This is a genomic window from Cupriavidus sp. C3SS-1 (assembly GCF_057073755.1).
On record NZ_CP172700.1, the window covers coordinates 785,307 to 810,481 of the forward strand.

Consider the following 25,175-nt stretch of genomic DNA (forward strand, 5'->3'; position numbering starts at 1 on the left):
CACATGCTCTACACCGAAGACCACCGCAACATCATGGACAGCATCCGCCGGTTTGTCTCGGCGGAGATCGATCCTCACGTCGACGAATGGGAAGCCGCCGAAGTTTTCCCCGCGCATGAACTGTTCAAGAAGATGGGAGACCTCGGCTTCCTCGGCATCACCAAGCCGGTGGAATACGGCGGCCTGGGCCTCGATTTCTCCTACGCCGTGGCGGCAGCCGAGGCGCTGGGCCATGCGCGGGCCCAGGGTGTCGGCATGGGCGTCGGCGTGCAGACCGATATGGCGACCCCTGCGCTGGCCACCTTCGGCTCCGATGCGTTGAAGCGCGAATTCCTTGCCCCCGCCATCGCGGGTGACGTAGTGGTGTCCATCGGCGTGTCCGAGGCCGGCGCCGGCTCCGACGTCGCTTCGCTCAAGACCCGCGCCCGCCGCGACGGCGACGACTACGTCATCAGCGGCTCCAAGATGTGGATTACCAACGGTACCCAGGCTGACTGGATCTGCCTCCTGTGCAACACGTCCGACGGGCCAGTCCACAAGAACAAGTCGCTGATCATCGTGCCTCTGAAGGAGAACGGCAAGCGCGCGCGCGGCGTGGAGACCCAAAAGATCCGCAAGATGGGCATGTGGTGCTCCGATACCGCCCAGATCTTCCTCGACGAGGTCCGCGTTCCGGTGCGCAATCGTATCGGGGAGGAGGGCATGGGCTTCATCTACCAGATGAAGCAGTTTCAGGAGGAGCGGCTGAATGGTGCCGCCCGCCGTCTGGCCTGTGACGCGCTGATCGAGAACACCGCAGACTACCTGCGTCAGCGTATCGCGTTCGGGAAGCCGCTGCTCGACAACCAGTACATCCAGTTCAAGTTGGCGGAGCTGAAGACTGAACTCGAATCGCTGCGCGCACTGGTTCATGTTGCCACGCAGGCGTATATCAAGGGCGAGGACGTCGTGGAGCGGGCGTCGATGGCCAAGCTGAAGGCCGGCCGCCTGTCGCGCGAGATTGCCGACTGGTGCATCCAGTTCCAGGGCGGCATGGGCTACACGTGGGATAACCACGCGAACCGCGCCTACCGAGACTTCCGCCTCGGCTCCATCGGCGGTGGGGCGGACGAGGTGATGCTGCAGGTCATCGCCAAGCAGATGGGGCTGATGTCCCGCAATGACCGCTGAGTCGCCAGGAGGAAAAGACCATGAGTGACCCGGTGATCGTGCGCCGCGTGGACGGCGTGCTGTTTGCCACACTGAACGTTCCGGCCACCCGCAACGCACTCGCCCCGGAAGTCGTCGCCGCCCTGGCCGACGCCGTGGCGCAGGCCGAGGCTGACAGCGGCGTCCGGGCCCTGGTGCTGCGCGGCTCTGGGGGAACCTTCAGCGCCGGCGGCAACGTCGGCAACTTCCAGGCGCGGCTCGACGCAGGTGGTGCCGATGACGAAGACCCCGTTTCCACGCGCAACCGCCAGTTCGGCTATTTCATGACGCGGCTGACCGCGCTGCCGGTGCCGGTGATTGCGGCGGTCGACGGTCCGGCCATGGGCGGTGGCATGGGCCTCGCCTGCGCGGCCGACATCGTCCTGGCCACCCGCGCCGCGCGCTTCGCTTTGTCCGAAACCACATTGGGAATCATCGCCGCGCAGATCTCGCCGTTCGTGGTCGGCCGGCTCGGCCCGACGCTGACGCGTCGCCTCGGGCTGACCGGGGAGAGGCTGGACGGGGCCGCGGCGCTTGCCATCGGTCTTGTCGACCAGTTGGCCGATGACAGTGCCGAACTCGACAGCCTCGTCGCCGAATGGCTGACGCGCATAGGCCGCTGCGGCCCGCACGCCAATCGCCGGTTCAAGGCGCTGGTGGCGCGGTGCGGCCAGGAGCCGGTAGACAGTCTGCTTGACGATGCCTCGCGCGAGTTCGCGGCCTGTATGCGCACCGAAGGTGCGGAAGGTATAGAGGCGTTCCGTGAGAGGCGGGAGGCAAGATGGACCGTGCGGTTCGACACAGAAACCGTCCGCGCGGCGCAATCAACCGGCGTCTGAGCGCAAAGACCATTTCCAGAGAACTTCCCATGTCAGCACCCAGTCGCTCCTTCCACACACTGCTCGTCGCCAACCGCGGTGAGATTGCCGTGCGCATCATGCGCTCCGCTCGCAAACTCGGCTTGGCCACCGTCGCCGTCTATTCCCAGGCGGACCGCCACAGTCCGCACGTGGCCTTCGCCGACCGCGCCGTCTGCATTGGCGCCGCCGCGCCGCGCGAGTCGTACCTGAACATCCCCGCCATCCTCGACGCTGCGAAGTCGGCTGGCGCCGACGCGATTCACCCCGGCTACGGCTTTCTCGCTGAAAACGCCGCGTTTGCCGAAGCCGTGACAGACGCCGGCCTTGTCTTCGTCGGTCCGCCCGCGAATGCCATTCGCGCCATGGGTAACAAGGCCGAGGCCAAGCGCCTGATGCTCGCTGCCGACATGCCTTGTGTGCCCGGCTACCAGGGCAGCGAGCAGGACGACGCCACGCTGCTCGCCCAAGCCGCGCGCATCGGCTTTCCGTTGATGGTCAAAGCGGCCGCCGGTGGCGGCGGCCGCGGCATGCGCCTCGTGCGCGACGCCGCCGCCTTGCCCGCCGCCCTTGCCAGCGCTCGTTCCGAGGCCGCTGCCGCTTTCGGCTCCGACGAACTGATTCTCGAACGCGCCGTCATTACTCCGCGCCACGTCGAGATCCAGGTCTTCGCCGACACGCGCGGCAACGTGATCCACCTCGGCGAGCGCGACTGCTCGGTGCAGCGCCGCCACCAGAAGGTGATCGAGGAAGCGCCGTCGCCGGCCGTGTCGCCGGCCCTGCGCGCCCGCATGGGCGACGCCGCCGTGCGCGCGGCTCGTGCGATCGGTTACGTCGGCGCCGGCACGATGGAGTTTCTGCTCGACGCCGAGGGCAACTTCTACTTCATGGAGATGAACACCCGGCTGCAGGTCGAGCACGCGGTGACCGAAGCCATCACCGGCTTCGACCTGGTGGACTGGCAACTGCGCGTCGCAGCCGGCGAGCCGCTGCCTGTCACGCAAGACGACGTGAAGCTTGCCGGCCACGCCATCGAAGTGAGGCTGACGGCAGAGGACGTCCCCGCGGGCTTCCTGCCGCAAGGCGGTTCGGTGCTGCGCTGGCGCGTGCCGCATGCCGGGCGGGATGTGCGTGTCGACCATGCGCTCGAAGCGGGCGGCGACATCCCCACGCACTACGATTCGATGATTGCCAAGCTGGTCGCCCACGGCCGCACGCGCGAGGAAGCGCGCCGCAAGCTTCAGCGTGCCGTGGAAGACTGCGTGCTGCTGGGTGTACCGACCAACCAGCCGTTCCTGGCGGCGTGTCTTGCCAGCGAAGCGTTTGCCGGCAACGATGTCCACACCGGCTTTGTCGACACCCACATGCAGGCCGCGCTGCAGCCGGCCGAGCCGCCGCGTCATGTGCTGACCGCGGCGGCGATGGTCGCGTCGGGGCTGCTAGCGCAATCTGAGCCTGCCGCACTGTCGCGCGCCGCATCGACCATCGTACTGCACGCCGACGGAAAGTCATGGGAGGCAAGCCTGCGTGCCTTGGAGCGCGGCTGGGACGTCATCGTCAACCCGCGCGGCGAGACCGGCGCGCCTGCCCAGCGCGTCCGCATCCTGCGCACCGATGCCGGCGAAGGCACAGCCCTCATCGAATGCGAGGGCGTCGCGTGGCCCCTTGTCCACGCGACGGACGAGCAGGCGCTGCACCTCTTCCAGGACGGCCGCGCGTGGCGCTTCGCCCGCCATGATCCGCGTCGCCGCGACATCGGCGGCGAGGCCAGCGGGGTGCTAACTGCACCGTTGACCGCGCGCATCGTCGCCGTAAACGTGGCCGAAGGCGACCGCGTCGAAGCCGGCCAGCCGCTGGTCATCCTCGAAGCCATGAAGATGGAACACACACTCGCCGCGCCATTCGCCGGCGTGGTGGCGGAACTGCCGGCGCGGGTCGGCGGACAGGCCAGCGCCGGAGCGGTGCTGGTGCGCGTGGAAGCCGAAGCGACAGGGGAGGGCGCGGCATGAGCACCACACTTCCCACCAGGACAGTCCGCATCGGCGGCGCCAGCGGCTTTTGGGGCGATTCGGCCGTCGCGACGCCCCAGTTGCTGACCGTGCCGGGTCTGCAATATCTCGTCTACGACTACCTCGCTGAAACCACGATGTCGCTTTTGGCGCGTGCCCGCGCCAAGGACTCGTCGCTGGGCTACGCAACCGACTTCGTCAACGTTGCGGTCGGCCCGCACCTGCCCGAGATCATGGAAAGGGGCATCCGTGTTATCGCCAATGCCGGTGGCCTGAACCCGCATGCCTGCCGTGATGCGTTGCTGAAGATCGCCGCGCAGCAAGGCCTTTCGCCGCGCATTGCTGTCGTCAGCGGTGACGACGTCGAGCACGACTTCGCCGGCTGGTGCGTGTCGGGACTGACGCAGATCGACGGCAATCCCGTGCCCACCACCGAGCCGTGGTCGGCCAACGTCTACACCGGAGCGCAGGGCATCGCGCGCGCACTCAACAGCGGGGCCGACATTGTCATCGCCGGCCGCTGCGTTGACAGCGCCGTGGTGGTCGGTGCGCTCGCGCACGAGTTTGGCTGGGGCTGGAACGACTGGGACCGCCTCGCCGCTGGCACGCTCGCCGGCCACGTGATCGAGTGCGGCGCGCAGGCGACGGGCGGGTTGTTCACCGATTGGCAGCGCGTGCCCGACTGGGACCGCATCGGCTACCCGGTGATCGACTGCGCCGACGACGGCAGCTTCGTCTTGTCGAAGCCCGATCACACCGGCGGCCTGATTGATCCCGCTGCCGTGGCCGAGCAGATTCTCTACGAAGTGGGCGACCCCGCCAACTACCTGATGCCCGATGTCACCTGCGACTTCCGGCAGGTACGTACCGAAGCTATCGGCAACGGCCGGGTGCGCGTGCATGGCGCCCGGGGGCGTACGCCGGGATCGCACTACAAGGGCAACGCCACGTGGCAGGACGGCTACCAGATCAGCCTGATGATGGCGATCCGGGGCATCGATGCCCCCGTCAAAGCTCGCCGCACCGCCGAGGCGCTTCTTGCCCGCACGCGCAACATGCTGGTCGAGCGAGGCATGGGCGACTACAGCGAGACGGTGGTGGAACTGCTCGGCTGCGAGTCGCACTACGGCCCCCACGCCCGCGCGCTGCCCACGCGCGAGGTCGTTCTGCGCATCGGCGCCCGCCACACGCAAGCGAAGGCGCTTGCCTTCCTGCAGCGCGAATGCGCGTCGGCCGGCACGTCGATGGCGGCGGGCACGCGTTCCTCGTTCTCGGGCCGTGTCGATATCCAGCCTGTGGTCAAGGTGTTTTCCTTCCTTGTGCCGAAGGACCGTGTGCCGATGGTCGTCGAGATAGGCGACCGCCGCATCGTGCTGCCGGTGGCGGCCGAAGCGGGCAAGCCATCTGTCCCGGAACCGGTCGACATGCCGCCAGCCACGGCGGTGCCATCTGGCCCGCGCGTGCAACGGCCGCTCGTGTCGCTCGCCTACGCCCGCAGCGGCGACAAGGGAGACGACGAGAACATCGGCGTGATCGCGCGCAAGCCGGAGTATCTGGCCCTGCTGCGCGAACAACTGACGCCGGCCGCCGTGCGCGAGTATTTCGCCCATCTGGTAACCGGTGACGTGGAACGGTTCGAGGTGCCGGGCCTGCAGGCACTGAACTTCCTCATGCACGGCGCACTTGGCGGCGGTGGCGTGGCGAGCCTGCGCTCCGACCCGCTCGGGAAGAGTTTTGCGCAGATGCTGCTGGACTTGCCGCTGTCCGTGCCGCAGGCGTGGGCGAACGACTGAACTTGAAAAAGACACCATCACCACAGAGAGGAGACTGACGGAGATGAAGGACCCACACAATTCAGATTCGCAACGCGGATCGCGCCGACGCATCGCGCTGCGGCGGCTCATCCAGGCCACCGTGTTCGCAGGCAGCGCACTGCCCGGCTTGCCTGCGCTGGCGCTGGACAATGCTGCGGCTGGTTTCCCGGCGCGTCCGGTGCGCGTAGTGGTCCCGTACACTCCGGGAGGCGTGTCCGACACCGTGACCCGACTCGTCATGCACAAGCTTTCCGAGCGCATCGGCCAGCCGGTGGTGGTCGAGAACCGTCCCGGCGCCAACAGCATGCTCGGCTCGGACAACGTCGCCAAGTCCGCGCCTGATGGGTACTCGCTGCTGGTCGTGGTGGCAGCGCACGTCATCAATCCGAGTCTGTACCCCAATATGAAATACGACCCAATCAAGGATCTGACGGGCGTCAGCGAGATCGGCCGCATTCCTTTGCTGATGGTTTCGAGCGCGCAATTGCCGCCAAAGTCAGTCAAGGAACTGGTGGCGTGGGGCAAGGCCAATCCGGACAAGATGACGTTTGCCTCCAGCGGCAGCGGCTCCGGGGCACACCTCGCAGGTGAACTGTTCGCCCAAGGCACGGGCGTGGCGATGACCCACGTGCCCTACAAGGGAATCTCTCCGGCGCTGACAGACCTGTTTTCTGGCCAGATCGCCGTGATCTTCGACTCCGTCCAGACCATGATCCCACTGGCCAAGGCAGGCAAAGTCCGCGCCCTCGCCATCACCAACCCGAAACGCTGGCCCGCCGCGCCCGACGTGCCGACCATGGCCGAGGCAGGCTACCCAAATATCATGCCCGGAAGCTGGATCGGCGTGCTGGCGCCGTCGAAGACGCCGCCTGCCATCCTGAACAAGCTGTCGGCGGAACTCGACGCGGTGGTGCATGCGCCGGATGTTCGGGCGAAGCTGATTGACTACGGCATCGACCCGGTCGGAGGTAGTCCTGAGCAGTTCCAGGGGTTCATCAAAGAGGAGTTCGTGCGCTGGGCCGGGGTGGTCCAGAAGGCGGGAGTGAAGCTGGATTGAATGCGTTGCTTCGCAGTTTGCTTCAATGAAGAACGGGCCGCGGCCCGTTCGTTATCAGATCAGTCCTTGCTCGCGGTACGCGCGCACATCGGCCGGAGTCATTCCCAGCTCGGCGTACAGCGCGGTCTCGGTGTGCTGGCCAAGTTGCGGCGGGGCTGTCATGGTCACGGGCGTGGCAGAGAAGCGCAGCGGGCTGCGCAGCGTGGGTGCGTCCGTGCCGCTCGCATGTGGCAGCCGAACCAGGAGGCCGCGGTGCTTTACCTGGGGATCCTCAAAGACTTCATCGACGCTGTTGATCCGGCCACACGGCACGCCGGCTGCTTCGAGCGTGCGGATCAGGTCCGCCGCGTTCCAATTGGTCAGGTGCGCGGTGAGCGCTTCGCGCAGAGCAGGACGATTGCGGACGCGGTCCATGTTCTGCAGGAAGCGCTGATCGCAGATCAGTTCCTCGCAACCTACCACGCGGCACAGCGCCGCGAACTGCCCATTGTTGCCGGCGGCGATGATGAGGTGGCCGTCGCGGCAGGCGAACACCTCCGACGGTGATGCCACCGGGTTCGTGTTGCCCGCTCGCTGCGGTACCTTGCCGGTCATGTGGTAGCCGAGCGCGAGATGCCCGTTGGCGGCCACGGCGGCGTCGAGCATGGCGGCGTCCAGGTACTGGCCCTCGCCGGTGGCTTGACGATGGTAAAGCGCGCCCAACAGCGCCACTGACGCGTACAAGCCAGTGAGGATATCGGTAAGCGGAATCGCGGTGCGCATAGGCGCCGCGCCGGGCGTGCCGTCAGGTTGGCCGCAGGTGCTCATCAGGCCGGCCATGCCTTGCAGGATGAAGTCATAGGCGGGGCGGGGCGCGTACGGCCCGTCGGGGCCGAAGCCAGTGACGGAGCAATAGATGATGTCCGGACGCAGCGCGCGAATGCTGGCGTAGTCTAGCCCGTATTTCTTCAGGCTTCCGGCTTTGTAATTCTCCACCACCACGTCGCAACGCGCCGCCAGCCGGCGCACCAGGTCTGCGCCTTCGGGTCGGGAGATGTCCACGGTGACAGACTGCTTGCCGCGGTTGCAGCAGAGGAAGAAGGCGGAGTCGTTCGTCTCGTTGCCGTTGGCGTCCGTGAGGAAGGGGCCCATGCGGCGCGTGTCGTCGCCGTCGCCGGGTTTTTCGATCTTGTAGACGGTGGCACCCATGTCGGCGAGGTTCTGCGTGGCCCATGGGCCAGCGACGACGCGGGTCAGGTCGAGCACCTTGATGCCTTTCAGGATTGCACTCATATGCAGAACGTCAGCGAAGTCGGTCGGACAATGATGATCACCCGCTGGCTACGCGCTGGCAATTTGGCAGTTCGAAAGTAAGGGTTTTTGACCACCAACTTCGAACTTGCATCGTTTCCGTCAGCCTGACGAAGGCCGGTTCGACACGCGGAGCACCACTTTGCTGTAAAGAGGCCGAGGGCGTTGAATTCATCAGTTTTGCCCGCCAGTGCCGGGTGCAAACGGCAGTATGCGAAATCACCATGGTGAATGTGAAATTCGTTTCTTTCCCACGCCCACTGCAAGAGTTGATCGACAGGCTTCCAGAAACGGCCACCCAGAGTCTGCGGCTCTAGAACAACGTCGTAGGCTGCAATCCATGCGCAAAGAGCCCGCCGGTCTTGCTCCGATGGTCAGGCGGCCGCGTGCCGCAAGATCATCGCTATGGCCATCAGGGTGACAAGCGTAGTGTGATAGCAGCCGAGGAAGGCCCTGCGCGCAGCAGTGTCGTCGTGGCCAAAAAGGAAGCTGCCTGCACCTTCCGGCCCTGCGACGGAGCCATCCGAATGCTGACAGGCTAGGGCACTAAGCAGCCCCTGGATGTTCGACTCGTCGTCGTCGGCATGCAGACAAGCCGCAACCATTGCCAACTCCGCAGCGAGGTCATTATCTGTCTCTGCAACGAAGGAACGCGTCCAGTAAGGCAGCCAGGCACGCAGGTAGTCGGTGACCAGGTCGTCTTCAAGCGGGCGCGCGCCAAAGTCAGTCAGGTAGAACACCTCGTGGGTGATGGCATAGGCCACCTCACCTGAAACCACCCAGGGCTCAGGGCGGGCCATCACATAAAGGCCCTGTTCATCACCAGGCCATGGCGACAAGCCAAGCTTCCACAGGTTGTAGCGAAGAGCCAGTCGCGACCATGGCTGCAGCGGCAGCGCCGTCGCCATATCGGTGCGGGACAGCATGCGCAGCAACCGGTCCAGCGCCGGGTCGCGCAAGCCAAGTTGGCGCAGCGGAGCATAGAGTGCGCAGCACGGCAGGAAGTCGTGCCGGGCCAGCAGCAGGGCTGTCAGTTTGCGGCCATGCTCGCATTGTTGCCAGATCCAACTGGCAGCGGCATCAAGGAAAGGGAGCTGAACGCCGCTGCTCGTCAGTATCCACAGTGTGAGGGCCAATTCGGAGAGGGGCTTCAGGCGTGCCACGTCGTGCTTGTCAAATCGCTGGTGGTCGACCGTGGGTACGGAAAATTGCTGCAGATTCTCGCCGAGCCAGCCCAATCCCAGCAACAGGCCGCGCTGCGCGGTGGCGATGGCGCCTGGTTGTAACTCCGGCTTCAACGGCGGTCTCTCAGGCATTTCAGCACTCGGTGCTCATGACGCAGGTCCTTGTGGTCCGCCAGGCGCGCGAGTGTGCGCAGCAACGCACGGCTTTGAAAGAGCAGCCTGTCCCGGACGCTATCGAACTGGGGGGGCACAGCCAATGCTTCGACTACCGTCAGCCAGCGCAATAGGTCGATAACGGAGAGCGTTCTTGCGGCATCGGCCAATGCATACATCGCTGTGCGAGTGTCGTAGGCGACTGCGTACCCGCGTGCTGATAACCGGGCGGACAGCCAGCCACCAAGCGCTGGCGGCGAGACGCCGACGAAGCGAAGCCGCGCGTCGTCGGCCCGGCTCAGTAGCGCAGCACAGGCGCCGGCGAATCTGCCCGGCGGCAGGCCGTCCAAGAATGCCGCGATCTCGTGCTCGGCGGCGCGGCCCAGAATCAGGCGATCGGCAGCGGCCTGCGTGGCAAGATCGCAGTCCCCGTCAAGTCGTTGCATTTCGGTTCAGGCGTTCTGCACCGGTCCCGCTGCCGGCATTGCTTCTAACTTGACGCAATGGAGGCAGAAGTCGCAAGCAGTGGCTGCTAGCACTCCCTTCGTACCCAGGCGCACGCCGAGGTTGCGGATGCTCTCGAATTCGGCCTGTGTCAGGTATTGGCTGGCCGGACCGGGTTTGCCGGCTTCCTCATGGGCAGCGTGCAGGCCTTCGGTGGCGACCAGAGCCGGCCGCTGGCTGAACAGCTTGCGGACGATAACTTCCTGCTCGGGCGTCATGCTGACGGAAGCCAGGTCGAAGGTCAGCATGGCGTTGCCGGGGCCACCCAATGTCACCACATGCGTGGTACGAGTGTGGAGGTGTGAAGTTAGGGTGTTTGCGTCCATGAGTGGCTCCTTCCTTAAAGTCAGATGAGGTGATAGCGTCGACGCACTCAAGGCCAGGCGCCACGTGCGCGCCGGAACGCCGCCGAACGCCATGCAGGGGTGGTGCCCGCCTGATACCAATCTGGCTCCGGACGGGCCAGGTTGCGGTGGTCGACATCATGCTCGCGGTCGCCGTACAGCATCGTGATGTTGATGCGCAGGTGCTCATAGCCCGGGCGGAACTGCACGCGATCGGTTCCGTGAAACAGGTCGGAATTGAAGATCACTGCTCGATTCTGGCGATATGGAATCGTGATGGAGCGCGAGCGCTGGCGCCGCAGAAAGGGCTCGATGACGTCGGAACGCCCGTTGTAGGTTTCGAAGTCCCAGTGTTGCGGGGCGTCGACGTCGTAGATGACTAGTCCGCCCGAACTCGGATCAAGGTTAGCGGCATCCGGCGTGATCCAGAAATTCACGTTGACGGCAGCGAAGTCGGCGTGGGTGGTGGCGGCCGGTGGCAGGTATGGGCCACACTTGAAGCCCCACAGTTGTCGCAGAGGATAGCGGTGGCCGATCATCCGGGGGAATACCTCGCGGATTTCCTCGGCGATTTGCAGCAGGAGGGGGCAGTTGAAACCGTCTTGGAAAAACGCACCAAGGCGCCCATTGGCATAGCGATTCGTTGACCAGATCGTTGAGGCGAGGCAAAACCGAAGCAGGCCATCGAGTGCTTCGTCCGAAAGGAAGCGGTCGATGCAGACCACGCCGGGTGGATTCCCGAGGTACTGCTGCTCGATGGCGGCAGCATCCCATTCGCGCGACAGTGCGTGCGGTGCTCGAGGCGCTTCATGCACATGCAGCAGTCGATTGTAGACATCGGTCAGGCTGCGGGCTGCGTCGGTGTGGAGCGGTAACCTTGCGTCTTCGCCGGCAAGCAGGAGCTTGGCCAAGACCTGTTCGTAGCGGGTCGCTACCTCCTGAAAGGCGGGGTCAAGCAAACCCTCGCCCATCAAATACCGCATCTGTCCAATGTCATGGCGCAGCTTTGGCCCCGACAGTGCGAATCCAGGCTTACTGAGCAGCTCCGCGCAGGATTTTCCGCAGCGAGCCAGGGATGCCTGGTCGGCGCCCCAGCGCAGTCGGGCGACGATGGACGCATAGCTGCCGGCGAGCGACAGGTCTTTGTCCTTCAGGCTCGCCGTGATCAGTCCTTGCATCCAGGCAAGTCCTCCTTGCTCGGCGAACTCGTCGCACCACAGCGGCAGACTGTCGTCGATGCGCCCAGCCTGCACCAGGAGCGTGGCGAGATTACGTCGCGCCAGGCGATGGGCGGGGGCCAGCCTCAGCGCCTGACCGTAGTGTTGGAGTGCGGCGGCGTGTTCTCCCCGGCCGCGGCAAATCGAGCCCAGGCCGCAATGGGCCTTGACATTGCAGTCGTCGATCTCAATCGCCCGCCGGAAGCAGGCTTCTGCCTCCGTCCACGCTCGCACATCCGAAAACCGCTGGCCGGTGTCGACCAGTTGAGCGGCGACTTGAGCGGAATCAGCCAATGGCCTGGACATGAGACCTCCCGGGGGGCAAGGCGCGGCCTATAGCGCGCCGTCTTCCTCTAGGCGGACTGAATAGCGTGTCAGAGCTTCGAGCGTGACCATCACGTAGGGTGGTGCAAAGCCTGACATTTCTTCACCTAAGATTGCGACAGGGGTACCGGTGGTAGTGCCGCCATGTGTGAAAGGGCTGCGCGTGAACGGGTCGGTCACATTGGTGCCGGTTCCGGTTGTATTGGTGACGAAGGTCTTGAAGGTGATTGCCGTCAGGGTGCCGGCAACGGGGCCGTCACCGGTTTCGCCGGTCTGTCCCGTTTCCCCGGTCTGTCCCGTTTCGCCAGTCTGTCCCGTTTCCCCGGTCTGTCCAGTTTCGCCAGTCTGTCCGGTTTCCCCGGTCTGTCCGGTTTGCCCGGTCTGTCCGGTTTCGCCAGTCTGTCCGGTTTCCCCGGTCTGTCCGGTTTCCCCGGTCTGTCCGGTTTCCCCGGTCTGTCCGGTTTCCCCCGTCTGTTCGGTTTCCCCCGTCTGTCCGGTGGCGGTGTCACCGTCGCCGTTCGCCCTGCCCACGAACGGCAAGTTCAGAAGAAAATGCAGCAGATCAGGGTCGAAAGAAACACCATGGCCAGGGGCTGCCGCCCGGCTGAGAGCGCGCACGACGCTCACCGCGCCAGTCTCGACTACGGCGCGAGCGAATTCGCCGACAAACTCCAACCCGGACGGGATGCTGTCGCGGCGTGCGATTGCATAGCGATGCAACCACACCCGGAGCCCTCGGTGGGCCAGGAATGCATACACGAGCTCATTGTTGGCGGCCGCCTGCTCTGGCGGGATTTCTCGCTCGCGCAGGAACTCGGACAAAACCTGTGTGGGGTTGGTAATGAATTGTTCGCGCAGGAGGAAGTCCGTCGACATTGCGCGGAATAGCGCGTCCACTCGCCTGACCGTTGCAACGCGTTGCCGGAGGGCCGCCCTGTCACTCGTATCCATATGACGGCCTCCTGGAGCACTTGTTGTTTGCTGATTGTGGCTTCAGGTTAGGCGAAGACCGGTCAGGCTGGCATTTAGTTTTGCGCAGATCAGATTTTAGTCTACGCAATGCCTTCGATCGTGGCGAAACATAGCCTTCCGTCCAGAGGATTAAGTTCGCAGGTGGAAAACTTTCGCCAATTGATTCGGGAATTTATTTATCGGTAATGTTCATGTAGGACGATTGCCTCGAGCCTCAGCGAATTTGAGCGACTCACCTTCACGCGCTTGGCATATTGCCGCGTAGCAGAAGTGACACAAGTTCTCCCTGCCGGTGCGTCCCAGTCTTTGCCAAGACTTGCTTGAAGTAGCCGCGGGCCGCCCCACCGGTCGACTGGCGCCGGACTTCAAGACGATTGCAGCCTTCCGCAGGGATAACAGCACAGGCATTCGCAATGTCTGCCGTCGTTTCGTTGTGTTGTGCCGCGAGTTGAAGTTATTCTCGCAGGCCATGGTCCCCATCGACGGCAGCAAGTTCAAGGCAGTCAACACTCGGGACCGCAATTTCACTGCTGGCAAGGTCGACAAGCGTCAGCGCGGATACATCTACATTGCCCGAGACGATGAATATCAATGTCCCGCCGGTGAACGTGCGATATACCGCTTCACCACAGAAGAACATGGACTGCAGCTATGCCGCTATTGGAGCAGTGCTTGTCCACGGTGCTCAATGCGGTCGAAATGCACGCGGCGTCCGTACCGGCGCATCTCCAGATGGGAGCATGAGGAAGTGCTGGAGGCCGTCCAGCGCCGGTTCGACAAGACGCCAGATGCCATGGCGGTTCGCAGGCGAACGGTCGAGCATGTCTTCGGAACCTTCAAACATTGGATGGGCTACACGCACTTCTTGACGCGCACGCTACCCAATGTAGGTACTGAAATGAGCCTGCATGTTCTGGCGTACAACCTGAAGCGCGTGCTCAGAATTCTCGGATTCTCGAAAACAATGAAGGCGATGCGCCGGGTGGGTGCGTAAGCACCCATTTACGCCCAAAAAAAACGCCAACCCATCACGGGTTGGCGTTTTGCTCGGGGTATTACCGGTATCAGAACTGGTTCATCGTGTTGTCCTTGCCCGCCGCCTTCAGCGCTGCTTCGCCGCTGAAGTACTCCTTGTGGTCATCACCGATATCCGAGCCCGACATGTTCTGGTGCTTGACGCAAGCGATGCCCTGGCGGATTTCCTTGCGCTGCACGCCAGCCACGTAACCCAGCATGCCTTGCTCGCCAAAGTATTCCTTGGCCAGGTTGTCGGTCGACAGTGCGGCGGTGTGGTACGTCGGCAGCGTGATCAGGTGGTGGAAGATGCCGGCTTCGCGGGCGGCGTCGGCCTGGAAGGTGCGGATTTTCTCGTCGGCGGCCTTGGCCAGTTCGGTGTCGTCGTATTCCACGCTCATCAGCTGGCTGCGTTCGTAGGCCGACACGTCCTTGCCCGCGGCCTTCATCGCGTCATACGCCTGCTGGCGGAAGTTCAGGGTCCAGTTGAACGACGGGCTGTTGTTGTACACCAGCTTGGCGTTCGGGATGACCTTGCGGATTTCGCGGACCATGCCGGCGATCTGCTCGATATGCGGCTTTTCGGTTTCGATCCACAGCAGGTCGGCACCGTTCTGCAGCGACGTGATGCTGTCCAGCACGCAGCGCGCTTCGCCCGTGCCGGCGCGGAACTGGAACAGGTTGCTCGGCAGGCGCTTCGGACGCAGCAGCTTGCCTTCGCGCTTGATGACGACGTCACCGTTGCCCAGGGCGTCGGCCGAGATTTCTTCGCAGTCGAGGAACGAGTTGTACTGGTCGCCCAGGTCGCCCGGCGTGTGGGTCACGGCGATCTGCTTGGTCAGGCCGGCGCCCAGCGAGTCGGTACGGGTCACGATCACGCCATCGTCCACGCCCAGCTCCAGGAAGGCGTAGCGCACGGCGCGGACCTTGGCCAGGAAGTCTTCGTGCGGCACGGTGACCTTGCCGTCCTGGTGGCCGCACTGCTTCTCGTCGGACACCTGGTTCTCGATCTGGATGCAGCAGGCGCCAGCTTCGATGAACTGCTTGGCCAGCAGGTACGTCGCTTCGGCGTTGCCAAAGCCGGCGTCGATGTCGGCGATGATGGGCACCACGTGGGTCACGTGGTTGTCGATCTTTGCCTGGATGGCGGCCTTGGCGGCGGCGTCCTTGGCGGCGTCCAGTTCGCGGAACAGGCCGCCCAGTTCACGGGCGTCGGCCTGGCGCAGGAAGGTGTACAGCTCGCGGATCAGCGCGCTGACGGAAGTCTTCTCGTGCATCGACTGGTCCGGCAGCGGGCCGAACTCCGAGCGCAGCGCGGCAACCATCCAGCCCGACAGGTACAGGTAGCGGCGGTCGGTGTTGTTGTTGAAGTGCTTCTTGATGGAAATCATCTTCTGCTGGCCGATGAAACCGTGCCAGCAACCCAGCGACTGCGTGTACTTCGACGGATCCGCATCGTAGGCGGCCATGTCGGCGCGCATGATCTTGGCGGTGTACTTGGCGATGTCCAGGCCCGTCTTGAACTTGTTCTGGGCACGCATGCGTGCGGCGTACTCGGGATTGATGGCGTCCCACGCGCTGCCATGCTTCTCTTTCAAACCGGCAACTGCCTTGATGTCGTCTTGATACTGGGCCATGTCAATTTCCTAAGGGATGAGGCGCGTTTCAGAATAGGGATTCGGTGTGTCGCTACCGATGTCGAAGCAAGCAGCGTGGAGTAATTGTAGGGTGTATCTGGTGCGGTGCGGTAAGGTCTTATATAAGACATAAGACTTACTTTTCCCTTATTTTTCAATGAGATAGGCGTGTGATTTTGCGATGTGGAACGCGTTTTCGGGAAACGAAAAAATATTGCGGGGAAAATTCGCGCGAATTTCGTAATGTGAAACGCGCTTTCAGGGAAGGAAATCAGGGAGGGGTTCAGCCCGGCAAGGCAGCTTGGCGAGCGCTGAATCACGCGCAGGTCCGGCAGCGCCGGTGCCTGCGTCAACGAGCCTGTTACTTCACGGGCGTCAGGATCGGCGCGCCCTTGTTCTTGATCAGGAACACCACAAACCGGGCCGGTTGCGTGGAGCTGGCATTGCGACCCACCGTGTGGATGTCGTCGGGGCGTTCGTGGAAAGTTTCCCCGGCTTTGAGGGTCACTTCCTTGCCGCCCCTGACGCCCATGACAATGCTTCCGTCCAGCACGTAGACAAAGGCCTGGGCGTCATGGCGATGCACGGGGTCTATCGCGCCGGGCGGATAGTCGACGACGATCATCTGGACTTCCTTGCCCGGGTACTCTGGCAAGGGCTCCGTGCGCAGCGGCGTGACACTGGCTTCCGGTGCGGCCATGGCTGGCTGCCCGACCATCACGCTAGACAGCACCATGGCGGCGGCAATCGACAGGATCGCTTTCATGGCCTTACTCCGCATTGGCTTGCGCGAGCCAATGCTGGAGGCTGATGTGGCCGATCCGCGCATCGCCCAGCGGCACGAGCGATAGTTCCTCGACCTGGCCACCGTAGTACCGCGCTTCAGGATCGGTCACCACGGGCCGGGCGTCGCCCGCCGCTTTCAGGTAACGCGCCACGATCTCCGCAAACGGCGCCCGATCCGGACCCGCTATGTCGATCGAGCCATTCAGCGGCGCCGCGAGCGCGACCTGTGCGAGGTTGGCCGCAACGTCGTCCGCCGCGATGGGCTGGAACAGTCCGTCGCCGAGGCGCACCGTGCCGGCATCCGTGCCGAAATCCGCGATACCGCCGATGAACTCCATGAACTGGGTCGCGCGCACGATCGTGAAGGGCACGCCAGCGGCTTCGATCACTTCTTCCTGCGCGACCTTGGCAATGAAGTACGCGTTGTCCGGCATGAGCTCGGCGCCGACGATCGACAGCGCGACGTGGTGGCGCACGCCCGCGGCCACCTCGGCCTTGCCGAGATTGCGCGCCGAGGTACGGAAGAAGTCGAGCACCGCCTGGGGCTCCCAGGAGGGCGCATTGGTCACATCCACGACGACATCCGCACCTGCCAGGGCGGTGCTAAGGCCTTCGCCGGTCACCGAGTTGACGCCGGTACGCGGGGATGCGGCAACTGCCGTATGGCCCGCTTCGCCAAGCAGCCTGACCACACGTGAGCCGATCAGGCCCGAACCACCGATTACGACGATCTTCATGGGAGAGTCTCCAGATAAGGGAAGAGGAACGTGCGGGGCGCTCAAGCGCACGACATCGGGTGGAAGTCCCTGTCACCGCCGCATCGCTCAGGCCATTGTGGAACAATCATGCCCTAGCAATAAGGGCCAAGAATTGCCAATATGACTAGGCCAAATCCATGCTGCGTCCCACCCCTGCCAGACCGCCATGACTGTACGAACGCCCGCGTTGGCCATCGAAATCGATCGGCAGAAGCCGTTGCCGATCTATCTGCAGATCTGCGAGCGCTTCAGGACGGCGATCACGGCAGGGCATCTGCGCCCCGGCGATCGCGTCCCGGCGCTGCGCGGCCTCGCCATGCAGCTGAGCACCGCGCGCGGCACCGTCGAACTGGCCTATACGATCCTGGTCGACGAGGGCTACCTGCAGATGCGCGGTGCGGCGGGCACGTTCGTGTCGCCGTCACTGCCGGAGGCGGTGACGCGTTCGGTGTCCGCGCAGGGCCGCCAGCCAGCGCCCGGCGGGCTGGCCGCTCAAGACGCGGGCGCGCTGAAGATTCCCGACGCATTGCGCGGTCCCTGGCCGACGCCGCGGCCGCCGGCAATCAGCGTCGCCATGAGCGGCGAGCCGCGGCCCCTGCAGCCGGGGCTGCCCGCGCTGGACGCATTTCCGCGCAAGATCTGGAACCGGTTTGTCTCGCGTCGCGCGCGCAGTGGCGAGCGCACGATGCTGGCTTACCCGGACCCGGTTGGCTATCGGCCGCTGCGCGAACACATCGCCACCTATCTGGGTCTGTCGCGCGGCGTAAGCTGCGTGCCGGAACAGGTGTTCGTCACCAGCGGCTATCGCGCAACGCTCGAACTCGTCTTGCGCAGCCTGGCGAGCCCCAACGACCGCGCGTGGTTCGAGGATCCCGGCTACCTGCTCGCACGAGGCTTTCTGGCGGAGACCGGCGTGCAGCTCGTACCGGTGCCGGTCGATGACGAAGGCATCGATGTCGCGCGTGGCCTGGCACTGGATCCGCACGCGCGCTTCGCGCTGGTCACGCCATCGCATCAGAGCCCGCTCGGGCGCACGCTCTCGCTTGAACGGCGCATGGCGCTGCTCGATTGGGCAGAGAAAGGGTCTTGCTGGATCATCGAGGACGACTACGACAGCGAGTTCCGCTATCTGGGGCGGCCACTTCCGGCGTTGAAGAGCCTCGACCGGCATGATCGCGTGATCTATTGCGGCACGTTCAGCAAGGTGATGTTTCCCGGCCTGAGGCTGGCGTATGCGGTGGTCCCCGAGCGCGCTGTCGAGCGTGTAGGACGGGTTGCCTGCAGCATGAACGCGGGCTCGCCGCTGCTATTGCAGTCGGCCCTGGCGGACTTTATCGAGCAGGGACATTTTGCGCGGCATGTGAAGCGGATGCGGGCGTTGTACGGGCAGCGGCGCGTGTTGATCGCGCAAGCGCTGGCGCAGGCGTTTGGCGATCGGCTGATTGTCGAGTTGCCGCCCGGGGGAATCCAGTTCGCCGTGCAATTCGCCGAAGAGGCCGAGGGCCCGGTCGATGATGTCGCCGTGGCCGCGCGGGCACGCGAAGCCGGGCTGGCGGTGCTGCCACTGTCGACCTGGTATGCGAGCGGCCGCACGCGGCATACGCCACGCGGCCTGGTGATGGGCTTCGCGAACATCTCCGATGCAGCGGAAGCGAGCCGTCTTGCGCGAACGTTGCGCGCGTGCCTGGACGGCTGAAATGCGCGGACCGAGCCCGGCCGGTGAATTTGCGCGTGTCAGGCGTCGATCTTGTAAGGGCGAGTCAGCACCTCGAGAAAATGGCCGTCAGGATCGTCGAAGTAAAACCCCCGCCCGCCGTTGTGCAGATAGGTCTCACCGGCCCGTTGTTTGCCGGGATCGGCCCAGTACTGAAGCCCTTTGTCACGAATCCGGGCAAAGACGCGGTCGAATTCTTCTTCGCTGATCAGAAAGGCATAGTGCTGCATTGCGATCGCGCCGTCGCTTTCATAGAAGTCGAGCGAGACGCCGTTGTCGAGTGCAACGACCAGCATCGGCCCGAACACGACCGGCGCTGGAAGTTCCAGCATGTCCACGAGGAAGCTTGCCGATTTCTGCTTGTCGCTGCACCAGACGATGGTGTGGTTTAGCTGTGCGCTCATATCGCGGTCCTCACCGAATGTGGCGGAGCATGTCCTTCCGACCAGGGCGGAACTTATCTCGTCCTGCATTCACCATAGCCGACGAAGGAGCACATGCAAGCCCAGGCACGGCGGCCGGGAGAACCGCGCTTCACGTTCCGCGATCCCCGGCGAGATGGTGGAGGCTGTGCATCTTGTCCTGCAGCCACTGGATGATCCCGACCTTGCTTGCCGTGGGGGGCTGGATGCTTGCCAGGTCCTGGCCGGCTTCGCGCCGCTGGGAGAGAAGCTGGCACATCTGCATCCCGACTTCCGGTCGCGACTGCAGCAGTGGCGTGAGGTCCGCCTTGTCCAGCCGGTAAAGCACGGCATCGGTGACCGCCTCGATGGTGGCATCCATGGCGATTCCGGCTAGCACGCCCGGTTCGCCGAATGCGTCGCCTGGTCCCAGGCGGTTGGTTTCCGTGGCTTGTCCGTTGCGCAGTTGGTGGACCGACAGTACGCCGGAATCGACCAGAAGCAGGTAGTCGGTGACATCGGAACTCGTCACGACCACCTGGCCCGACGCGTATTCGTGCCGCGACAGGCGCCCGGACAATTGCGTCAGTTCGTCGGTGCCAATGGCCTGGAAGATGCCAACCATCGAAAGCAACCGGACCCGACGATCGATGGCCGGCGGGACGTTGCCGGGAACGCCGAGCGAGCGCAGGCTGATATCCGCCGCGGCCAGATGGCGGTGGGCCAGGTCAAAGAGCTGGTTCGTAGCGACCAGCTTGTTCGCCAGGGTCGCGACATAGCAGGTCATCTCATATTCGATCGAGTTGGTGCCGGCGTGCTTGACGACCACGGAGGATTTGGGATTCGGCAGCGCAGTCTGGCAGCCCGTGATGGCGCGTTCCAGTGCCTCGATCACCGCCTTCGGCCGCGCCTCCGGCGTGACCTCGATCGTTACGCTCACGCCATGCAGTTCCGATGGACGGCTGGAGTTGATGATCTTCGAGCGGGCCGTCGTATTGTTGGGAATGACCACGAGATTTCCCTGCCCATTCAACAGGTGCGTGGCGCGCCAGTTGATTTCCACGACCTTGCCTTCGATGCTGTCGATCGATACCCAGTCGCCCAGGTGGTAAGGCTGCGTGGCGTTAAGCACGAGTCCGGAAAAGACATCGCCCAGCGTGCTCTGGATCGCCAGGCCGACAATAATTGCCAGGGCTCCCGAGGTGGCAAGTAAACCGCTGACGGGCAGGCCCAGCACATAGGCCGTGGCGGCTACCGCTGCCGCGACAAAGATGACCGCGCCCAGCACGTCCTGGAACAGGCGTTCGCCTTGCCAGGCCTTGGGCAGGAACAGCGCATCGAGCGTAATCGTCAGGACGCGCGCGCCCAGGAGCCACCACACGATCTGCAGCGCCTGGGCCAGGAACTGCAGCATGGGCTGCCCGGGAAACGGGGCACCGCCAAGCGGGCCCATGCCGTTCCTGACGAGCACCAGGCTCAGCAGCGCAAAGACCGCAACGCGCACGCCGATCCGCAGCCGCCTGCCTTCGGGGCGGATGAGGCGCCAGGCCAGCACATCGCACAGGACAACCGCGACGCCCAAGGCAAGAGGATGTGTCAGGTAATCCATGTCGCGCACCCTGGTCGTACGGCGCGGGAACACCTTGGCTCGCCGCGCCGGCTTTCGGATCAAGACCCAGGCTCACTATATCCGCGATGTGTACCATTCGCAGCCTTGCGCCGTGGCTCGGCGGACATGGCCAACATGGAGCGCTTCATTTCCCGTTGCGCGACCCGCGGGGCGGCGGGCCATGAGGGTTGGGGTGCCAGTCCTTCGACCCCTACCAGCCCCCATCGGCCCCGGGCTTTTCCTGTCGATGGCACGCAAAGCGATCGAGCAGGAAGTCGACGAGCACTTTCACCCGGTCTGACCGGGTCTTGCCGGCGCCGTAGACCAGGTAGATATCGGCCGGCGTGAACTGCCACTGTGGCAGCACCCGGCACAGGGCGCCGGTCCGCAACGGTTCCGCGATGTCCCATTCGGACCGCACCACCAGCCCTTGCCCTTCAAGCGCCCAGACCACCGCGGATTCGCCGTCGTTCGTGCTCATGGGGCCCCGCACCTTGACGGTTTCCTGCTGCGCGCCGTTGCGCATGTGCCAGGTGCCGAAGGTTTCGTCCGCCTCCCGGATGAAGATGCAGCTGTGCCGGGCCAGGTCGCGCGGACTGCCGGGCAGGCCCGCCCGCGCCAGGTAGGACGGTGCGGCGCAGAGCAGGCGCCGGTTGTTGGCGAGCAGCCGCGCGGTGAGCCGGACATCGGGCATTTCGCCAAAATGCACGACGGCATCCAGGCCCATTTCGGTCAGGTTCAAGGGCCGCTCGCTGAGGTGAAGCTGGATCTCGATCTTCGGAAACGCCCTGGAGAACGCAGCCAGCGCGGGCGCGATATGGCGGCGTCCAAAGCCCAGCGTTGCGCCGATCTTCAACAGCCCGTGCGGCGTGCTGCTGCTGCCGGCCACGGACCGTTCAAGTGTCTCCAGCTCCGCAAGGATGCGCGCGCCCTCGACCAGATAGTTCTCCCCTTCGACAGTCAGGCTGATGCGCCGGGTCGTCCGGTTCAACAGCCTGACGCCGAGGCGCGACTCAAGGGCGAGCAGGCGCTTGCTGACCGCCGATGGCGTTACGCCAAGCTCCTGCGCGGCCGCGGCCAGGCTCCCTTGCTTGTTGATTGCCATGAAGAAGGCGACGTCGGAGAAGCTGTCCACTCATGAACTCCAGGCAATAAAGAATGGATTTTGCCTAAATTATGTTTCCGCAGGCAAGTGCTAGCATTCCTCGCACAAAAATCAATTCAAGGAGACACCCGATGAGCCTTGCCCGCCTTGCCGCGTTCGCCGCTTGTGCCGCCATGTTGGGAACCGCATCGGCGCAGTCGTATCCGCAGCGCCCGGTTCGTCTGATCGTGCCGTACGCGCCCGGCGGCAGTGCCGATATCGCCGCCAGGCTCGTGTCGGATGCGTGGTCGAAGCAACTGGCCGGCACCATCGTCGTCGAGAACCGCGCTGGCGCGGGCGGCAATATTGGCGTGGACGCGGTCGCCAAGTCGCCGGCCGACGGCTACACCATTGGCCTGCAGACGGTTTCGCTGGCTATCAATCCCGGCCTGTTCCCGCGCATGCCTTACGACACGCTCAAGGACCTGGCGCCGATTGGCATGGTGGCCGGCTCCCAGCATGTCCTGGTCATCAACAACAAGGTCCCGGCGAAGAACCTGCAGGAGCTGGTCGCCCTTGCCAGGGCGAAGCCGGACAAGCTGACCTATGGCTCGGCCGGCAATGGCAGCACGTTCCATATGTCCGCCGAGTTGTTCAAGTCGGTGGCCAATGTATCGATCGTCCACGTGCCCTATCGTGGCGGCGGCCCGGCCCTGGTCGACACGATTGCCGGCCAGGTCGACATGAGCTTTCCCGTGGTGTCCGCCGCGCAACAGCAAGTGCTTGCCGGCAAGCTCACCGCGCTCGCCGTCACGGGTTCGAAACGCTCGGCGCTCTTGCCGAACGTGCCCACCGCGGCCGAAGCGGGCCTGCCGGGCTTCAACTTCGAAACGTGGTTCATGGTATTCGCGCCGGCCGGCACGCCCAGGCCGGTGATCGACAAGCTGAACGCCGCCCTGAACGCCACGCTCACGGCGCAGGCAACCAGGGACCGGATGCTGAAGGAAGGCTTCGAGCCCACGCCGACCACGCCCGACGCGGCCCGCAAACGGCTCGAGAAGGAGATGCCGATGTGGGCCGATTTGATCAGGCAGCGCGGCATTGCCGCCGAATGATTGCCGAATGTTTGCCAAACAGGTAGCAGCGATGTCCCCACGAACTCTGTACCACAAGCTGGTCGACTCCCACACCGTCACCAGGCTCGACGACGATAACGTCCTGCTGTACTGCGACTTGCACTTGATGAACGAGTACACGAGTCCGCAGGCGTTTGCCGGCTTGCACGAGCAGGACCGCGGCGTGTTGATGCCGGGGCAGAACGTCAGTGTCGTCAGCCACATCATCCCGACGCATCCGGCGAAGATCCGAGTGATCGCCGACCCTGCCTCGTCGCTGCAGGCGACGAACCTGCGCGCCAACTGCGATCAGCACGGTATCCCGCTGTTCGATACCAACGATACGCTGCAAGGCATCGAGCACGTCATCGCTCCCGAGCACGGCATGATCCGTCCGGGCATGGTGGTGATCTGCGGCGACAGCCACACCACGACCTATGGCGCGCTGGGCGCGTTGGGCTTCGGCATCGGCACGTCGGAAGTCGAGCACGTGCTCGCTACGCAAACGCTGGTCTACCGCATGGCCAGGACCATGCGCATTCGCGTGGACGGCAAGCTCCCGGCCGGCACGACGGCCAAGGACCTGATCCTCATGATCATCGGCAGGATCGGGGCGCAGGGCGCACGCGGCTACGTGGTGGAATACTGCGGCTCGGCCATCCGCGATCTCAGCGTCGAAGCGCGTTTCACGCTTTGCAACATGACGGTGGAGGCGGCCGCACGCGGCGCGCTGATTGCGCCGGACGCGGTGTCGACCGATTACGTGATGCGCCGCGCGCCGGACATGGACGATGCCCAGCGCGCAGCGGCCCTGGCGTACTGGCAGACGCTGAAGAGCGACCCGGAGGCGGCATACGACCTCGAATTCGCGTTCGACGCCGGCGATATCGAGCCGTATGTGACCTGGGGCACCAGTCCCGACCAGGTGGTGCCGGTGTCGGGACGTATCCCGTTCCCGGAGGACCAGATGGACGAGGCTGGCAGGCGCGCAGTCGAGCGCGCACTCTCTTATACGCGCCTCTCGCCCGGCTCGGCGCTTGAAGGCACCGCCATCCAGCATGTCTTCATCGGCTCCTGCACGAACGGCCGGATCGAAGACCTCAGGGCGGTTGCCGGCGTCGTGCGCGGAAAGCGGGTAGCCAGCGGCGTCCGGGCGATGGTTGTGCCCGGGTCCGGCGCGGTGAGGGCCCAGGCCGAGCGGGAGGGGATTGCGGAGATCCTGATCGCGGCGGGGTTTGAATGGAGGCAGCCTGGCTGTTCCATGTGCCTGGCCATGAACGATGATGTGCTGGCGGATGGCATTCGTTGCGCATCGACCACCAATCGAAATTTCGAAGGCAGGCAGGGGCGTGGCGCCATGACGCACCTGATGAGCCCGGCCATGGCCGCAGCCGCTGCCATCACCGGCAAGATTACCGACGTGCGCAAGCTGGAGATCGCCAATGTCTGAGTACGCCCGCATCACCGGCAAGGCGGCCGCCATCCGCTTCGAGAACCTCGACACCGACCAGATCATCCCGAAGCAGTTTCTTCGCGGCATTGACAAGGCAGGCCTCGACAAGGGGATTCTGTACGACCAACGCTTCGATGGAAACGGCAATCCGCGTGCGGACTTTGTACTGAATCGCCCGGAGTATGCGGACACAAGCATCCTGATCGGCGGCGCCAACTTCGGTTGCGGGTCGAGCCGCGAGCATGCCGTCTGGGGACTGCAGCAGTTCGGCATCCAGGCCGTGATTGCGCCGAGCTATGGAGAGATCTTCTACTCCAATGCAATGAACAACCGCTTGCTGCTGGTGATGCTTCCGCGCGCTGTCATCGAGGCGCTGATGGATGCGGCGGATGCGGATAGCGGGAACGCGATCCACATCGATGTGGAGACCTTGCGCGTGAAGACGCCCGTGGGCGAGCATCCGTTCCGGTTGTCCGAGCGGCACCGCCGCATGTTTATCGAAGGCCTCGACATGATTGGTCTTTCGCTGAAGCACCAGGCCGAGATTGAAGCGTTCGCGGACAAGTACTGGTCGGCATTTCCCTGGACCAGGAACGTCGCGCGCCGCACCCGGGATCGGCTTGGCGCGACCTGAGGTCGCGCAAGAGGCGGAATCCGGGCGCCGCGGTCCGGCGTGCCGGGCGCCGATGTC

21 protein-coding genes and 1 pseudogene are annotated in these 25,175 nt (G+C 64.4%); 10 read left to right on the plus strand and 12 right to left on the minus strand.

Annotated features, from left to right (window positions below; translation table 11 throughout):
- The first annotated feature begins 3 nt into the window (after positions 1–3).
- The 5 genes from ACIGJC_RS19625 to ACIGJC_RS19645 all read left to right on the plus strand — a co-directional run bounded on the left by ACIGJC_RS19625 (position 4) and on the right by ACIGJC_RS19645 (position 6,925).
- A complete protein-coding gene (locus ACIGJC_RS19625) occupies positions 4–1,170 on the plus strand; it encodes an acyl-CoA dehydrogenase family protein (RefSeq protein WP_483713794.1) in 1,167 nt (388 codons plus the stop codon).
- A 20-nt stretch (positions 1,171–1,190) separates the two neighbouring features.
- Positions 1,191–2,027 (plus strand): enoyl-CoA hydratase/isomerase family protein, encoded by an 837-nt coding sequence (locus ACIGJC_RS19630; RefSeq protein ID WP_483713795.1) that lies wholly within the window; start codon positions 1,191–1,193, stop codon positions 2,025–2,027.
- A 29-nt stretch (positions 2,028–2,056) separates the two neighbouring features.
- Positions 2,057–4,054 (plus strand): acetyl/propionyl/methylcrotonyl-CoA carboxylase subunit alpha, encoded by a 1,998-nt coding sequence (locus ACIGJC_RS19635; RefSeq protein WP_483713796.1) that lies wholly within the window; start codon positions 2,057–2,059, stop codon positions 4,052–4,054.
- Positions 4,051–5,847 carry an acyclic terpene utilization AtuA family protein gene (locus ACIGJC_RS19640; RefSeq protein ID WP_483713797.1) on the plus strand — a complete coding sequence of 599 codons (1,797 nt, stop codon included), beginning with the start codon at positions 4,051–4,053 and terminating at the stop codon, positions 5,845–5,847. The genes ACIGJC_RS19635 and ACIGJC_RS19640 overlap by 4 nt, the downstream gene beginning before the upstream one ends.
- Before the next feature lie 259 nt (positions 5,848–6,106).
- On the plus strand, positions 6,107–6,925 hold the full coding sequence (locus ACIGJC_RS19645; RefSeq protein WP_483713798.1) for a tripartite tricarboxylate transporter substrate binding protein: 819 nt from the start codon (positions 6,107–6,109) through the stop codon (positions 6,923–6,925).
- Positions 6,926–6,979: 54 nt separating this feature from the next.
- Here the strand turns inward: ACIGJC_RS19645 and ACIGJC_RS19650 are convergent, their stop codons facing one another.
- From ACIGJC_RS19650 to ACIGJC_RS19675, 6 genes are all read right to left on the minus strand, one after another.
- Complete coding sequence (locus ACIGJC_RS19650) at positions 6,980–8,197, minus strand: CaiB/BaiF CoA transferase family protein (protein WP_483713799.1); 1,218 nt, start codon at positions 8,195–8,197, stop codon at positions 6,980–6,982.
- Between the two features lie 392 nt (positions 8,198–8,589).
- Positions 8,590–9,531, minus strand: a complete 942-nt coding sequence (locus tag ACIGJC_RS19655; RefSeq protein ID WP_483713800.1) for a DUF6895 family protein — start codon at positions 9,529–9,531, stop codon at positions 8,590–8,592.
- Positions 9,510–9,998 (minus strand): hypothetical protein, encoded by a 489-nt coding sequence (locus tag ACIGJC_RS19660; RefSeq protein WP_483713801.1) that lies wholly within the window; start codon positions 9,996–9,998, stop codon positions 9,510–9,512. Before ACIGJC_RS19660 ends, ACIGJC_RS19655 begins: the two co-directional genes overlap by 22 nt.
- A gap of 6 nt (positions 9,999–10,004) precedes the next feature.
- The gene (locus ACIGJC_RS19665; RefSeq protein ID WP_483713802.1) at positions 10,005–10,382 is read right to left on the minus strand and encodes a hypothetical protein; all 378 of its coding nucleotides are present in this window, start codon (positions 10,380–10,382) and stop codon (positions 10,005–10,007) included.
- A 47-nt stretch (positions 10,383–10,429) separates the two neighbouring features.
- A complete protein-coding gene (locus tag ACIGJC_RS19670; protein ID WP_483713803.1) occupies positions 10,430–11,923 on the minus strand; it encodes a tetratricopeptide repeat protein in 1,494 nt (497 codons plus the stop codon).
- Between the two features lie 27 nt (positions 11,924–11,950).
- Entirely contained in the window at positions 11,951–12,892 is a 942-nt protein-coding gene (locus ACIGJC_RS19675) for a hypothetical protein (RefSeq protein WP_483713804.1), read from the minus strand.
- 364 nt (positions 12,893–13,256) lie between these two features.
- Between ACIGJC_RS19675 and ACIGJC_RS19680 the strand changes: the two are divergent.
- Positions 13,257–13,907 (plus strand): annotated as a pseudogene (locus tag ACIGJC_RS19680) (transposase); the annotation flags it as partial.
- Positions 13,908–13,977: 70 nt separating this feature from the next.
- On the opposite strand, the gene ACIGJC_RS19685 reads toward ACIGJC_RS19680, so the two are convergent.
- The 3 genes from ACIGJC_RS19685 to ACIGJC_RS19695 form a co-directional block, all read right to left on the minus strand.
- Positions 13,978–15,564, minus strand: coding sequence for an isocitrate lyase (locus tag ACIGJC_RS19685; protein WP_483713805.1), 1,587 nt, complete (start codon positions 15,562–15,564; stop codon positions 13,978–13,980).
- Positions 15,565–15,925: 361 nt separating this feature from the next.
- Positions 15,926–16,330, minus strand: coding sequence for a cupin domain-containing protein (locus ACIGJC_RS19690; protein WP_483713806.1), 405 nt, complete (start codon positions 16,328–16,330; stop codon positions 15,926–15,928).
- Between the two features lie 4 nt (positions 16,331–16,334).
- Positions 16,335–17,087, minus strand: coding sequence for an SDR family oxidoreductase (locus tag ACIGJC_RS19695; protein WP_483713807.1), 753 nt, complete (start codon positions 17,085–17,087; stop codon positions 16,335–16,337).
- 187 nt (positions 17,088–17,274) lie between these two features.
- On the opposite strand from ACIGJC_RS19695, the gene pdxR reads away from it, so the two are divergent.
- A complete protein-coding gene (gene pdxR / locus ACIGJC_RS19700; protein WP_483713808.1) occupies positions 17,275–18,804 on the plus strand; it encodes a MocR-like pyridoxine biosynthesis transcription factor PdxR in 1,530 nt (509 codons plus the stop codon).
- Between the two features lie 38 nt (positions 18,805–18,842).
- On the opposite strand, the gene ACIGJC_RS19705 is transcribed toward pdxR, so the two are convergent.
- The 3 genes from ACIGJC_RS19705 to ACIGJC_RS19715 all read right to left on the minus strand — a co-directional run bounded on the left by ACIGJC_RS19705 (position 18,843) and on the right by ACIGJC_RS19715 (position 21,967).
- The gene (locus ACIGJC_RS19705) at positions 18,843–19,226 is read right to left on the minus strand and encodes a VOC family protein (protein WP_483713810.1); all 384 of its coding nucleotides are present in this window, start codon (positions 19,224–19,226) and stop codon (positions 18,843–18,845) included.
- A 130-nt stretch (positions 19,227–19,356) separates the two neighbouring features.
- Positions 19,357–20,832, minus strand: coding sequence for a mechanosensitive ion channel domain-containing protein (locus ACIGJC_RS19710; RefSeq protein WP_483713812.1), 1,476 nt, complete (start codon positions 20,830–20,832; stop codon positions 19,357–19,359).
- Positions 20,833–21,043: 211 nt separating this feature from the next.
- Positions 21,044–21,967 carry a LysR family transcriptional regulator gene (locus tag ACIGJC_RS19715; protein WP_483713813.1) on the minus strand — a complete coding sequence of 308 codons (924 nt, stop codon included), beginning with the start codon at positions 21,965–21,967 and terminating at the stop codon, positions 21,044–21,046.
- 101 nt (positions 21,968–22,068) lie between these two features.
- Here ACIGJC_RS19715 and ACIGJC_RS19720 point away from each other — a divergent pair, with 101 nt between their 5' ends.
- Genes ACIGJC_RS19720 through leuD form a run of 3 tightly spaced genes read left to right on the plus strand, consistent with a single transcriptional unit; the run spans position 22,069 to position 25,118 of the window.
- A complete protein-coding gene (locus tag ACIGJC_RS19720; RefSeq protein WP_483713814.1) occupies positions 22,069–23,031 on the plus strand; it encodes a tripartite tricarboxylate transporter substrate binding protein in 963 nt (320 codons plus the stop codon).
- 31 nt (positions 23,032–23,062) lie between these two features.
- Positions 23,063–24,481, plus strand: coding sequence for a 3-isopropylmalate dehydratase large subunit (leuC, locus tag ACIGJC_RS19725; RefSeq protein ID WP_483713815.1), 1,419 nt, complete (start codon positions 23,063–23,065; stop codon positions 24,479–24,481).
- A complete protein-coding gene (leuD, locus tag ACIGJC_RS19730; RefSeq protein WP_483713816.1) occupies positions 24,474–25,118 on the plus strand; it encodes a 3-isopropylmalate dehydratase small subunit in 645 nt (214 codons plus the stop codon). The genes leuC and leuD overlap by 8 nt, the downstream gene beginning before the upstream one ends.
- Positions 25,119–25,175: the final 57 nt, after the last annotated feature.